The organism is Paenibacillus pinisoli (assembly GCF_003605435.1).
Lineage (GTDB): Bacteria > Bacillota > Bacilli > Paenibacillales > Paenibacillaceae > Pristimantibacillus > Pristimantibacillus pinisoli.
In genome coordinates this window covers 75,846-88,837 of sequence record NZ_QXQB01000006.1, presented here as the reverse complement: position 1 = coordinate 88,837, position 12,992 = coordinate 75,846, and the positions used below count along the sequence as shown (strand labels likewise).

Here is a 12,992-nt window from a genome sequence, read left to right as displayed (position 1 = left end):
TTAAGCGCCTCCCCTACGCATGAGATACAGAAAATAAGGTCCTCCCGCTATCGCCATAATGATGCCTGCCGGAATTTGCAGCGGGCTGAACAGCGAACGCCCCGCGGTGTCCGCAACAAGCAGCACAATGGCGCCCAGCATAAGCCCCAGCGGCATGCTGAAGCGATAGTCCGATCCGATTAGCAGACGGGCAATATGCGGCACGACCAGACCGACGAAGCCTACCAGTCCGACTGTCGATACGGAGACCGCAGCCAAATAGACGGCAACAAGCGACAGCACAAACCGGACTTGATTCATATTTTGCCCCAAATGATGCGCTGTTTGCTCGCCAAGCCGAAGGACATTGGCCTTGCGCACACAGAATAACGCAGCGATCCAGCCCACAATGGAATAAGGCAGGATGACCATGACATCACCCATGCCTTTGCCGTTAAGACTGCCGTTCAGCCACTGAAGCGCAGCCGGCAGACGATCGCTGTACAGAATGGACAACAAGCCGATGACGCCGCCGAATACGGCATTAATCGCGACACCGGACAAGATAATTCGAATCGGCGTAAATCCGCCCACCCGCTTCCAAGCCATCGCATAGACCATCACAGCGGCGAACCCTCCGCCGGCAATAGCCGCTATTGGAATGAAAGACGAATAGCCAGGCACCACCAGCATAATGAAAAGCGCGGCCACCGCAGCGCCGCTGGAGACGCCGGTAAGGCCGGGGTCAGCCAGCGGATTCAGCATGACGGCTTGAAGCAGGGCGCCCGAAGCGGCCAGATTGGCTCCGATAATAAGAGCAAGCAGCACGCGGGGAATCCGAATATCCCATAGAATGGTATTCGACCTGTCATCGCCTTGGCCGATCAGGGTCAACAGAGACTCCAGCGGAGAGAACCGTACGCTGCCGATTCCAATCGCAACCAGTATGGCAACGGCAAGCACGATGCCGACAACGGCGATGAGCCCCGCCTTGTTCCGTCCCTTCTTCACCATGCTATACGCATGTGCATCCCTAGCCATTATTCATACATAATGCCGGCCAGCCCGTTGTAAGCCGCAACAGCCTTAGGCAGCGACGCGATGCCGAACAGTCCGTAATCCAGCGCTTGCAGCTTGCCGTTCTTGAAGGCGTTCAGCTTCTCCCAAGCGCCGCTGTTCTTCACATCTTCCTCAAACTTCTTAGACACGGCATTAGGATCGCCGTGCGCGACCAGCAGAATAATATCCGGGTTCGCTTCAACGATGCTCTCCATATCTAGCGGAGTGTAGGTTTCCGTCAGCTTCAGCACATCCGACACGACATTGACGCCGCCCAGGTTCTTCACCAAGCTGCCGACAAACGTATTCTCATTCATGAACATCAGCGATTCTACCGAGCCGAACAGGATCAGCACGCTAGGCGCTTCCTTGCCCTCGACAGCTGCTATAGCCTCTTTCTCATCGGCATTAAATTTCTCTATGTACGCCTTCGCAGCATCTTCCTTCTGGAACAAGCGGCCCAAAGCGGTCAGCGACAGCTTCAGCTCATCCAGGGAATCGGCTGGCAGATAAGCAGTTGGAAGCTTCGCCGCCGCAAATTGCTTATCCAGATTTTCCTTGATGGATGCCGGGCCAAGAATCACGTCGGGCTGCAGTCCCGCAATGGCTTCAACATCGGGCTGATGCGACGAGCCGACACGCGGCACGCTATCGAATGCCGCTGGCAGCGTGCTGCTGGAGGTCGGAACCCCGACTGGAGCTACGCCAATCGCATCGAATAATTCCGTAATCGCTACAGAGAGCGTTACGGCCTTTGACGGAGATTGGTTCTCGAATTGGGCAAGCAGCTCGTTCAGCTTGCTCTCGTCAACCAGGCTTTCGGCTGGCTTCTCCGTCTCTTTGTCCGCCTCGTTATTTGTTGGCTCACTAGATGGCTCCACAGCCGGCGACGGAGAAGACGAAGCTACTCCGTTATTTCCTGTATTATTGCCGCATGCGACTGCGAACGCGAGTAATAGTGCAACAACCCCAACTTTCCAACTACCATACTTCATGTTTGTACTGCCTCCTAGTCAATAGAGAATGATAACCATTATCATTATATAGATATTGATTATTATTATCAATAGGAGATTGATATGCTTCTTTTGGATTTCTATTGGCCTAGATCATAAAAAAAGGGCTATCCCAACATCAAATGGGTTGTTTCACTCACGGTTAATCGTAAGAAGGCGTCCCTCCGTCATCTAACGATACCTATTAGGACAGTCCCGTGTGAGTGGAGTGGAAAATGGAGCTGAAAGCCGAGAAACTCGGCTTAGAGGGCGCCGACGAACAGTTATCAGAGCGGAAAGCCGAGAAACTCGGCTTAGAGGGCTTCGCCGACCAGTAATCAGAGTTGAAAGCCGAGAAACTCGGCTTAGAGGGCGTCGCCGACCAGTAATCAGAGTTGAAAGCCGAGAAATTCGGCTTAGAGGGCGCCGACGAACAGATTTCAGAGCGGAAAGCCGAGAAACTCGGCTTAGAGGGCGCCGCCGACCAGTAATCAGAGTTGAAAGCCGAGAAATTCGGCTTAGAGGGCGCCGACGAACAGATTTCAGAGCGGAAAGCCGAGAAACTCGGCTTAGAGAGCATCGACGAACAGATATCAGTGCTGCAAGCCGGGAAACACAGCTTAGGGCTGACTCGCAACTGCCAATAAATAGCTGTCCGCCTCATAAACTAACATAAACAGGAGCTGTCTCAGAAGCCTCCAAACCCACTTTCGCAGTGGTTTTAAAAGGTTTTTCATTCAAGGTTTGTAGTTGATTCATCCGTTGCTTCCCCATTAGGACATTCCTATTGCTTTTTCACGACTATTTTCCTGCTAGTTATCCCCTTTTAGCTGGCGGTATGACCAGGATAATGCCGCTGTATAGCCTCATGGACAGCCTTGGCATACTTGGGAGCTAGAGTGCTGATGGTATGGGTATCGCCCGTATTCATTACTGTGCCTGCATCCTCCGAAATCCAGAGATAATGAACGGAATCACCGAGCTCTACCTGATACTGAGGCTCAGCCATGTTGACGATGCCCGGCTCCGGAACCGCGTCTTTTATAGCCTTATGCCACATCGCAATTTCCTCCGGATCGGTCACAGCCTTCCGGGAGCCTTCAGTCCCATCGCCTAAACCATTCATTGCCCGGAGAGTCGCCGTTCTCTTTTCCTTCACGTTCGAAGAATCCGAAGCGCAGCCTGATAGAACAAGACTTAACAACAGGACAACCAAGCCTGCCAATCCAACCTTTTTCATCCCAGCCTCCCAAGTAATTGTTTTTGGATGGAAACAAAGAAAGAGATGACTGGTGTCGTCATCTCTTCTTTTGTTAATCTGATCGTTATGTAGATTTAGTCGCGGCTAGCCAGCTTGGCCAGCAGACGCAGCATTTCGATATAGAGCCATACCAGCGTAACCATCAGGCCGAATGCCCCATACCATTCCATATACTTCGGCGCGCCTTGCTCTGCGCCCGTCTCGATAAAGTCAAAGTCCAGCACCAAATTCAACGCTGCCACTACCACGATAACAAGCGAGATGCCGATGCCAATCCAGTTGTTGTCATGCAGGTACGGAACCGACAGTCCGAAGAATCCGAGCACAAAGCTCAGCAGATACACAAGCGCGATACCCGCAGTCGCCGCGAATACGCCCAGTCTGAAGTTCTTTGTCGCTTGAATCAATCTGAACCGGTAAGCAACCAACAGTGCAATGAATACGCACATCGTCAGCAGAGCCGCCTGCTGGGTAATGCCGTTATATAGCGATTGGTAATGCGCGGATAGCGCGCCCAGGAACAAGCCTTCGCAAGCCGCGTAGATCGGTACCAGAATCGGCGCCGTCGTTGGCTTGAACGATACGATAAGAGCCAGCACCAATCCGGCGATCGCGCCGCCGATCATCAGCCCGAACACTTCCTGTCCATTGTTGTACATGGACCAGGTTACGAACGCTGCGCCAAGCAGAATAGCAAGCATAATAAAAGATTTGTTGACCGTTCCTTCAATCGTCATTCGTTGTCCGGAAGCCAACTGTCCAGATTCCTGGAATGTGCCTTCCCTTAATGTAGGATTACCGCTGCGTCCGATCACGCAAGAATCACCTCTTCTAGTAGATTGACCATAGTTTATCATAGTTCGTACAACTATACACCAATATAATGCAAAGCTTCGATAAATTATGAAATGCATAGATAAAAAAAAACGAAGAGCACACCCGGCTCTTCGTTTCCTTTATCCTTAATGGGCTGCTGCATATGCCTCCGACTCCGCCGCCGGATCATGCTTCTCTCTGCCCATAAAGCAAGCCGCCCCGACCGCCAGCAGGGCTGGAATCAACCCCCACATGAAGATTTCGGTAATCGAAGAGGATACGCCCGACAACAGCCTCTCCAGCACATTCTCTGGAATGGCGCTGCGCATAGCCGGCTCCATCAGCACATAGGGATCCTTCGGGTCGATCCCAGGAGGCATCGCATCTGCCCCGCCCTCGAAGAGAGCAGTCAATCTATTCGTCATAAATTGGCTTTGCAGAATGCCAAAGACGGTAATGCCCATCATCATGCCAAAAGAGCGCAGGAAGTTAAGCGTAGCGGTAGCCGCTCCCCGATGCGCGGGGGCAATGCCATGAATAGCTGCATTCGTCAGCACCGAGAAGGAAGCGCCTATGCCCAGACCCACAATAATCATATACAGGGTAACGACAAGTCTGGAGGAATCCGCAGAGATCGTTGTCAATAAGCCGAGCCCTGCTACGAGCAATGCCAGTGTAGACACCAGAATGACCCGATAAGACAGCTTTGACATGACAAAACCGCCCAGAGTGGCCGTTACGACCGTTCCTACCATCATCGGCAGCAGCATCAGACCGGAATTAGTGGCCGTTCCGCCTAGAACGCCTTGAATGAAGATCGGGAGATATACCGATGCTGCAATAAACGCCGCGCCGCTGAGCACGGCAATAATCGTGCTGGCTGCGAACAAGCGAACCTTGAACATGCCAAAGGAGATGATCGGCTCCTCCGCCCGCCGTTCAGCCAGGATAAAGAGAATGAACAGCACCGCAAATCCTGCCAGCAAGCCAATAATAGGCAGCGATGCCCAAGGCAGCAGCTTGCCGCCAAGCTCCAGCGCGAACATGAGGCACACAATCGCTCCAACCAGGGTAACCGCACCGGGCCAATCGATTCGGCCCGGATTGCGCACCGCGGATTCTTGATACCCTTTTGCAACCAGAATAAAGGATAGAACGCCTAGAGGCAGATTCATATAGAAAATCCAATGCCAGCTTACATAATCGGTAATGAAGGCTCCCAGCAGCGGACCAAAAACACTCGACATGCCGAACACCGCACCGAATAATCCCATTAGCTTCCCGCGGTTCTCCGGGGCTACGGCATCAAGGAGAATCGTAAAGGTAATCGGCACCAGCGCGCCTGCGCCAATCCCTTGAATCGCGCGGTAGATACTAAGCTCGATAATAGAATCAGCCGTTCCGCATAACATTGAACCCGCCATAAACACGATCATCCCGAACACAAAAAACCGCTTGCGCCCATACATATCCGACAGCTTGCCGAAGATCGGCATCCCCGCCATCTCCGCGACCATATAAGCAGCCGTCACCCATACAAAATGATTCAGCCCTCCAAGCTCGCCAACAATCGTTCCCATAGCTGTAGCGACAATCGTATTGTCCATCGACGCCATCAGGATGGCCAGCAGAAGCCCTGCTACCGCCAGACCTGAACTTTTCTTTGAACCATTCATGCTCATCTTCCTCTCACTCATCGTTTCTTGATTGATCTCAGTGTAGAGCACTAAGACTGACAACTGTGTGTCAGTGTTTGAGAGGGGCAGACAGAAAAAAACCTTTCCTCTGTACAAACAGAGAAAAGGTCCATAAGTTATGGTTATAGCAGTTGATGCGAACACGAACAGAATTAAGCTTCGCTGGCTTGCGCAGCTGCCGGCTGCTCCGCTTCCTTCGTCCTGGAGGACAACAGCAGGTTCAATAGAATCGCCGTCACAGAGCCAGTTACGATGCCGTTCTCCAGCATCATCTTGGCGAATTGCGGCAGCTCTCCGAAGATTTGAGGCACCGTCGCCGATCCCATGCCTACCGCGATGCTGCAGGCTACGATCAGCAGATTGCGCTCATCGCGCAGGTTAATCCCCGCAAGAATGTTCATCCCCGATACCGCTACAGACCCGAACATCACGATCATTGCGCCGCCAAGCACCGCATTCGGAATGATAGTCGTAATAGCCGCCAGCTTCGGCAGCAAGCCCAGGATGACCATAATGCCGCCCGCTGCAAAAATAACGTCGCGTGTTTTCACTTTAGTCAGCGTAATCAAGCCGACATTTTGCGAGAAAGCCGTGTAAGGGAATGCGTTGAAGATGCCGCCCAGCGTAATCGCCACGCCCTCGGAGCGAAGGCCGTTGACGATCTGCTGCTTCTCGACCTTCTGATCCGTCGCTTTGCCAACGGCAAGGTAAACGCCTGTAGATTCGACCATGCTGACAATATTAACGAGAATCATCGTAATAATAGCTGTAATGCTGATCTGCGGAACGCCGAAGTAGAAGGGCTGAACGACGCTGAACCATGACGCGTCAGCAACGTTGGCGAAGTCTACTATCCCCATGAAATAAGCGATTACCGTACCGACTACAAGACCGACCAGGACAGAGATGGCGCGAAGGAACCCCTTCGCGAAGCGATTTACAACCAGAATCACTACTAGCGTAATCAGCGCCAGCAGCAGATTGCGAGGCATTGCAAAGTCGTCGCTGCCTTGTCCGCCCGCTACATTGTTCATTGCAACCGGGATAAGAGACAGACCGATAATCGTCACGACCGTACCTGTTACAACCGTCGGGAAGAAACGCAGGATTTTGCCATATAAAGGCGCTGCCAGAATCATAAAGATACCGGATATAATAATCGCGCCGTACACTGTCGCCAAATTGGACGCCAAGCCAATCGCAATGATTGGACCAACCGCTGTGAATGTACAGCCCAGTACAACCGGAAGACGGCTGCCAAAGTATTTGCCGCCCCATACCTGAAGAATGGTCGCGATCCCGCAAGTGAACAGGTCAGCGGCAATAAGATACGCCATTTGAGTTGGTGTTAAACCGAGTGCCTGGCCTACGATAATGGGAACGACAACGGCCCCCGCATACATGGCCAAGACATGCTGAAACCCTAGTGTGACAACTCTTTGTTTGCTTAACATGCTGTTATGCTCTCTCCTCTGTAAGCTGTCTGTTACCGGTCTCTTCAATAAAGTGAACCTCGCCAGGCTTCATCGACGCAATTCGTGCCAGGGAATGGATACGCACGCCTTTCGCTTCTAGCAAGCCGCGGCCCTCCTGGAAGCTCTTCTCGATAATGCAGCCCACGCCGACAAGCTCCGCTCCCGACTCTCTGACGATATCGACAAGGCCGACCAGCGCCGCTCCCGTTGCCAGGAAGTCATCCACGATAAGCACTCTGTCGCCGGCGTTCAAATAACGCTGGTCGACGCTCACCTGATACGTCTCTCCCCGCGTGAAGGAATGTACCGGCGCAACGTACAGCTTGTCCGACTGCGTCACTGCCTTTTTCTTCTTCGCATACACGAATGGCACGCCCAGCGCAATACCTGCCGCCATAGCGAACTGAATGCCGCTCGCCTCGATCGTCAGCACCTTCGTAATCTTCTCGTCTCCAAAAACGCGCGCGAACTCGCGCCCTGTCGCAAGCGCCAGCTCCGTATCGACCTGATGGTTCAGGAACGAATCCACCTTCAGCACCGTCTCCGACAGGATTGCGCCTTCCCGGCGTATCCGCTCTTCAAGCTCTTTCATCTTCTGTCCTCTCCCTTTGGCTGCATGATCCAACTCAATCGCTTCATTCTTGCCTCTATTGTTCCGGAAAAAAGAAAAAAAGACAGCCTCCACTTGAGCTTGGTCTACTCTCAAGTGAAGCCTGTCCTTCGGGATCGAAATCCGGATCGCACATGCATGGCGAGTCCGCAATGACGATACTCCCGTCCTGCTCCCGCTCTCACTCATAGTCAGATGAATTATCGGTCATCCGGTAGAAACTCATGGGCCATATCCCCAAAATTATATGAGCTTATTCAATTATACTTTAGTATCGTACACACTTTGCGATTCCGTTTCAAGAGGAAAATTTTATTTGCCAAATAATGAAAAATAATCACGTAATAACACTATTACACTAGGATTAAAGGGTATAAGAAACCATGATACTATCCATAAAATACTGTTCCTTCCCTAACAAAATATTGTGCGTTATGATTAACTCATCAGCAATACAAAGGGGAATCAGAACTTATGCAGCCAGACGCCCAGCCCTCGATGTTAAACCTGTTCTGGACATTTCTTAAATTATCGCCCGTCTCCTTCGGAGGCGGTTATGCTATCTTTCCCGCTCTTGAGCGCGAGATTGTCGACAATCGCAAATGGATGACGACCGATGCCTTGACGGACACCTTGTCGCTCGCATCCGCTGCGCCAGGCGGCGTTGGCGTGAATGCCGCTATTCTGCTCGGTTATCGGATGCGCCATTGGCGCGGAGCTCTTGCAGCCGGCATCGGCTCGATTCTGCCGTCCTTCCTGATCGTCCTGGCACTCTATGCGGTCTATGCCCGTATCGGTCCTTCCGCCAAAGCGGAAGCAGCTCTGACAGGCATCACATGGGGCGTCATGACGCTAATCCTATTCTCCGCTGTGCGAATCGGCAAAGCGGCGGTGAAAGACCGTACGACGCTCATTCTGCTGCTGCTTGCTCTGACTAGCCTGCTGCTCGGACTGGCGCCTGTCTATATTATTGTCGCTGGCATCGCCATCGGGATCTTCTACGCCGTATTCAGAGGCAGCCAGCGGAATACCGAAGCGATGAACCGGGCATCCATCAACCACAAGCAAGCAGATCCCGGCTATATGTATTTCATTTAATTCAGTCATCTTAGAAAGGAGCGTCGCTTGCTATGTGGTCCATGTTTTTATTTTTCCTGAAGCTGGGCTTCCTATCCTTCGGAGGCGGCTACGCGCTTATCCCCATGATCGAGCAAGAAGCGGCCAGGCGGCAGTGGATGTCCGGCGATGCCTTCCTGGATCTGATCGGCGTGGCCGGCATGGCTCCGGGACCCGCAGCCGTCAATATAAGCACCCTGATCGGCTACCATACCTACGGCATAGCCGGAGCAATTGTTACCTTGTCAGGTCTTATTCTCCCCTCCGCCATTCTGACGCTTGTGCTGCTGACTGCCCTGTACCGCCTGCAAAAGCAAGCCTGGCTAAACCGCATTCTGTATGGCTTGCAGCCAATCGTAACAGCCTTGATCCTGTTCGCGGTATACAGGCTTGGCGTAGGCTCTCTGGACGGCTCGGTGTGGGACAAACAACTGCTTGTCGGCATCTCTATTATAGGCATAGGCTGGATGATGCTTGTTCGTTACCGGATGCATCCGGTCTTCATCCTACTGTTCTCCGCGATTTGCGGGGCTGCTTTCCTGGCTTGAAGCCAAACCATATCTGAACATGCAACTGCGCAAGTAAATAGGATTCCGATCGCTGTTGTACCCAGATCCCTTGATTATATATTCAAATAAAAAACCAAAACCGCTCCTTGTGAGATGCGTCAAGAGCGCCATCTCATCAGGAGCGGTTATTTTTTTGGCCCAAACGGGAAAAGACCCGGCAAAGGAATTAACCTTTAACCGAGCCCGCCACCATGCCCTTCATGATCTGCTCTTGGAAGATCAGGTAGATCACGATTGTCGGAATAACCGCGATGAACATGGCGCCCATCGTCAGCGCATAGTCCGTGCCGAAGCCGTCGGAGAATAGCGACAAGCTGAGCGGCAGCGTCTTGAGCGCTTGCGTATTGATGAAGACGAGTGCGAACGAGAAGTCATTCCAGAAGCGCAGGAACGCCAGAATCGATACCGTCGAGATTACCGGCAAACAAAGCGGGAAGATGATGCGTCCGAATACGCCCCACCAGCCGTTGCCGTCGATCATCGCGGCTTCCTCGACATCTCTAGGAATGGAAGTCAGATAAGCTATGCCCAGGAAGATCGCGATCGGAAGCTCGAATGCCGTATACGGCATAATAAGCGCCCAGTACGTATCCAGAATGCCAACCTTGTTCATAAAGATGAAGAGCGGCACTAGCGTACTGTGGATCGGAATCAGCATACCCAGCAGGAACATGCCTTTGAGCAGGGGGTTAAGCTTAAATTTGAACCGGGACAGCGCATATGCGGCAAGCGTACCGATGACAACCGTCAGCACCAATGCGACAATCGTTACAATCGCGGAGTTGATCATCGCTCTGCCCATATTGCCAAGATCCCAGGCACGAGTAATATTATCGATCTGCCATTGCAAAGGCCAAGCGTATGGACGATTGAAGAACTCCTGATTCGTCTTAAATGCGCTTATAACCAGCCAGTACAGCGGGTAAAGCGTAACAATCGCGTATATAAGCAGCAGCACTTTCAGCGCAAAGCCGACCGGCTTCTTCCACGCCGCCGGTTTCTCGCCCGCAGCCTGCATTTTTGTCGATGCTTGCATGAGATTCACTCCTTTATCGGTCTAGTTAGACGTCAGACCGCCTTAGCTCCGTCTTTTTGTAATGATGTAGTTCAGACCGATCAGCAATGCGCTGATTAGAATGATCATGGTGGATACGGCGGAGCCATAGCCGTAACGATACACGGTAAAGGTGTTGTTGTACATGTAGGTTGCAAGAAGCTCAGTTGACTGCGCGGGCCCGCCGCCTGTCATGACAATAACATGGTCAAATGCTTTCAAGCTGCCTGAGATACAAAGGACGATCGCGACTACAACCATGTCCCAAATCATCGGAAGCGTGACGTAGAACAGCTTTTTGGATCCGACTGCACCGTCGATTTTCGCCGCGTCGTTCACCTCGGAGGAGATGTTCTGAAGCGCTGCGATAAAGATAATCAGGTAAGGACCAATATTGGCCCAGTTAATCGGAATAGATACGGCGAACATATTAATTTTGGGATCATCCAACCATGCCCGCGTCCAGGACTCAAGTCCAATCGTCTCCAGCACTTGATTCAGAAGACCAATTTGCGGGTTATAGATGTAGCCCCAGATCAGACCGACAACAACAGTAGACAGAACCATTGGCATGAATACCGCCGAGCGGATAATGCGGTTGAAGAACGAGTTCTTCAACAAGAGCAAAGCGAGGAGAAGCGCGATCGGCACCTGGCCGACAATAGCGGACACAACCAGAATCAGGTTGTTCTTCAGGGCTCTCCAGAATATAGGGTCTTGCAGCATCATTTCATAGTTCTTGAAGCCGATAAACTTGGCAGCGCCAAGACCTTTCCAATCAAAGAAGCCATAGTACATGGACCAGATGATCGGAATAATCGCAAAAACAACGAAGATTAGTACTGCAGGAAGCAGCGCCAGAGCGACGAAGCTTCGGGTGCGCAATGATGACAGCATGGCGACAGCCTCCTTCAATCTTTATCGCGCAGCGCATCTTGCCGATGCGCTACGCGATATGGTTCATTCATTATTGAGTCGAGCGAGCTTGTGCATCCTGCAGTTTCTTCGCTACGTCTTCAGGCTTGCCGCCCATCATGATTTCTTGCAGGCCGTTGTTGATCGATTCTGCCGCTTCTGCGGACAGGTAAGCGTCGTATACCGGTGTGATTGTTGCTTCTTTGACAACGTTGAATGCTTTCAGGTAAAGCGGGCTTACATTGGATTGCTCCAGGTCCATGTTGTACATAATCATGGAGTTGCTCTCAGCAATCTTCTTCTGTCCGTCTGGACCGCTGATTGCGTAGATCAATTCAAGAGCTGCGTCTTTTGCTGCACCAGTTGTGTTTTTGCTCAGTGCAAAGCCAGCACCTGGACCGCCGGAGATTGTGCCGCCTTGGCCAGCTCCGCCTTCGATTGCAGGGATTGTTGTTACTTCGATTGGCGCTACTTGCTCTTCCGTTGCGGAAGCTGCAAGGTTAGTAAGCGTCCATGCGCCGCTGATCATCATAGCAGCTTTGCCTTGAATGAAGTATTGCTCAGCTTGCGTGTTGTCAATGCTGTTTGCGCCATCTTGGAATGCTTTGTTGTCTACCAATTCTTTGAACTTGCCAAGTGCGTCAACAAATACTTGATCTTGGAAGGAAGCTTCGCCTTTAGCAGCTTTCAGGAACCATTCAGTACCCGTTACGCGGTCAGCCAGCGAGCCAAGAATAGTCGATTGCGCTACCCAAGGAGCTTTGTTGCCTAGAGCGATTGGCGTAATTTTGTTGTCGTTGAATGTTTTGATAGCAGTCAACATCTCAGCCCAAGTTGTTGGAACTTTAACGTTGTATTGCTCGAACAGATCTTTGTTGTAGTACAGGAACGATGTTGCGGAAAGTCCGATTGGAGCAGAATAAATTTGGTTAGGCTCGAATGTAAAGCGGTCGAATGCGCCTTCCATGAAGTTGCCTTTCCAGTCAGGATATTTCTCAGTCAGCGGTGTAATCGGTTGCAGTAAACCTGCATCGAAGAACTCTTGAGATTGGCTGCCTGCGTATACGAAGAATACGTCCGGCATTTCATTGCCCGCTGCAACTGTGCTCAGACGCTGGCGGTAACCGTCAACCGGAATAGCTTGTGCGTCAAGCTCGACGTTAGGATTATTCTTTTTGTACTCGTCGATCAGGCCGCGAACCGCTTGAGCGCGAAGGTCGTCGCCCGCGAAGTTATGCCAGATAGTCAGTTTTACTTTTTCTTGTTTGCCACCTTCTGCAGGCTTATTGCTTCCGCCTGTGTTCGTGTTGTTTGATCCGCCGCAAGCGGCTACAAGCAGGGATAAAAGCGTGATAAGCGTTACAACCAATGTAAGTCTTTTCTTCATTAGAGTAAGTCCCCCCTCGGTAATGTAATCTCAGTATAGTCAAGACACCGAAGCAGTCG

General features: G+C 51.7%; 12 protein-coding genes and 1 riboswitch. Of the genes, 2 read left to right on the top strand and 10 right to left on the bottom strand.

Annotated elements, in window-relative coordinates:
* The 7 genes from D3P09_RS23240 to D3P09_RS23210 all read right to left on the bottom strand — a co-directional run bounded on the left by D3P09_RS23240 (position 1) and on the right by D3P09_RS23210 (position 7,874).
* On the bottom strand, positions 1-993 hold the full coding sequence (locus tag D3P09_RS23240) for a FecCD family ABC transporter permease (protein ID WP_120113825.1): 993 nt from the start codon (positions 991-993) through the stop codon (positions 1-3).
* A 26-nt stretch (positions 994-1,019) separates the two neighbouring features.
* The gene (locus D3P09_RS23235; protein ID WP_120113824.1) at positions 1,020-2,033 is read right to left on the bottom strand and encodes a helical backbone metal receptor; all 1,014 of its coding nucleotides are present in this window, start codon (positions 2,031-2,033) and stop codon (positions 1,020-1,022) included.
* Positions 2,034-2,859: 826 nt separating this feature from the next.
* Positions 2,860-3,273, bottom strand: coding sequence for a YhfM domain-containing protein (locus D3P09_RS23230; RefSeq protein WP_120113823.1), 414 nt, complete (start codon positions 3,271-3,273; stop codon positions 2,860-2,862).
* Between the two features lie 95 nt (positions 3,274-3,368).
* Complete coding sequence (locus D3P09_RS23225; RefSeq protein ID WP_207892547.1) at positions 3,369-4,109, bottom strand: Bax inhibitor-1/YccA family protein; 741 nt, start codon at positions 4,107-4,109, stop codon at positions 3,369-3,371.
* Between the two features lie 147 nt (positions 4,110-4,256).
* Entirely contained in the window at positions 4,257-5,786 is a 1,530-nt protein-coding gene (locus D3P09_RS23220) for an MDR family MFS transporter (RefSeq protein WP_120113821.1), read from the bottom strand.
* A 173-nt stretch (positions 5,787-5,959) separates the two neighbouring features.
* Positions 5,960-7,261, bottom strand: coding sequence for a nucleobase:cation symporter-2 family protein (locus D3P09_RS23215; protein ID WP_120113820.1), 1,302 nt, complete (start codon positions 7,259-7,261; stop codon positions 5,960-5,962).
* Positions 7,262-7,265: 4 nt separating this feature from the next.
* The gene (locus D3P09_RS23210) at positions 7,266-7,874 is read right to left on the bottom strand and encodes a xanthine phosphoribosyltransferase (RefSeq protein ID WP_120113991.1); all 609 of its coding nucleotides are present in this window, start codon (positions 7,872-7,874) and stop codon (positions 7,266-7,268) included.
* Between the two features lie 186 nt (positions 7,875-8,060).
* Positions 8,061-8,163, bottom strand: a riboswitch (purine riboswitch).
* 203 nt (positions 8,164-8,366) lie between these two features.
* On the opposite strand from D3P09_RS23210, the gene D3P09_RS23205 reads away from it, so the two are divergent.
* Both D3P09_RS23205 and D3P09_RS23200 read left to right on the top strand, forming a co-directional pair.
* A complete protein-coding gene (locus D3P09_RS23205; RefSeq protein WP_120113819.1) occupies positions 8,367-8,990 on the top strand; it encodes a chromate transporter in 624 nt (207 codons plus the stop codon).
* Positions 8,991-9,022: 32 nt separating this feature from the next.
* Complete coding sequence (locus D3P09_RS23200; protein WP_120113818.1) at positions 9,023-9,556, top strand: chromate transporter; 534 nt, start codon at positions 9,023-9,025, stop codon at positions 9,554-9,556.
* Positions 9,557-9,743: 187 nt separating this feature from the next.
* On the opposite strand, the gene D3P09_RS23195 is transcribed toward D3P09_RS23200, so the two are convergent.
* The 3 genes from D3P09_RS23195 to D3P09_RS23185 all read right to left on the bottom strand — a co-directional run bounded on the left by D3P09_RS23195 (position 9,744) and on the right by D3P09_RS23185 (position 12,933).
* Positions 9,744-10,613, bottom strand: a complete 870-nt coding sequence (locus D3P09_RS23195; protein ID WP_120113817.1) for a carbohydrate ABC transporter permease — start codon at positions 10,611-10,613, stop codon at positions 9,744-9,746.
* 42 nt (positions 10,614-10,655) lie between these two features.
* Entirely contained in the window at positions 10,656-11,528 is an 873-nt protein-coding gene (locus tag D3P09_RS23190; RefSeq protein ID WP_120113816.1) for a carbohydrate ABC transporter permease, read from the bottom strand.
* A 70-nt stretch (positions 11,529-11,598) separates the two neighbouring features.
* Entirely contained in the window at positions 11,599-12,933 is a 1,335-nt protein-coding gene (locus D3P09_RS23185) for an extracellular solute-binding protein (protein WP_120113815.1), read from the bottom strand.
* Positions 12,934-12,992: the final 59 nt, after the last annotated feature.

Excerpts from the sequence above, each read along its gene's own strand:
- D3P09_RS23240 (WP_120113825.1), bottom strand. The coding sequence starts at position 993 with ATGGTGAAGAAGGGACGGAACAAGGCGGGGCTCATCGCCGTTGTCGGC.
- D3P09_RS23210 (WP_120113991.1), bottom strand. The coding sequence starts at position 7,874 with ATGAAAGAGCTTGAAGAGCGGATACGCCGGGAAGGCGCAATCCTGTCG.
- D3P09_RS23220 (WP_120113821.1), bottom strand. The coding sequence starts at position 5,786 with ATGAATGGTTCAAAGAAAAGTTCAGGTCTGGCGGTAGCAGGGCTTCTG.
- D3P09_RS23195 (WP_120113817.1), bottom strand. The coding sequence starts at position 10,613 with ATGCAAGCATCGACAAAAATGCAGGCTGCGGGCGAGAAACCGGCGGCG.
- D3P09_RS23230 (WP_120113823.1), bottom strand. The coding sequence starts at position 3,273 with ATGAAAAAGGTTGGATTGGCAGGCTTGGTTGTCCTGTTGTTAAGTCTT.
- D3P09_RS23235 (WP_120113824.1), bottom strand. The coding sequence starts at position 2,033 with ATGAAGTATGGTAGTTGGAAAGTTGGGGTTGTTGCACTATTACTCGCG.
- D3P09_RS23215 (WP_120113820.1), bottom strand. The coding sequence starts at position 7,261 with ATGTTAAGCAAACAAAGAGTTGTCACACTAGGGTTTCAGCATGTCTTG.
- D3P09_RS23200 (WP_120113818.1), top strand. The coding sequence starts at position 9,023 with ATGTGGTCCATGTTTTTATTTTTCCTGAAGCTGGGCTTCCTATCCTTC.
- D3P09_RS23205 (WP_120113819.1), top strand. The coding sequence starts at position 8,367 with ATGCAGCCAGACGCCCAGCCCTCGATGTTAAACCTGTTCTGGACATTT.
- D3P09_RS23185 (WP_120113815.1), bottom strand. The coding sequence starts at position 12,933 with ATGAAGAAAAGACTTACATTGGTTGTAACGCTTATCACGCTTTTATCC.
- D3P09_RS23190 (WP_120113816.1), bottom strand. The coding sequence starts at position 11,528 with ATGCTGTCATCATTGCGCACCCGAAGCTTCGTCGCTCTGGCGCTGCTT.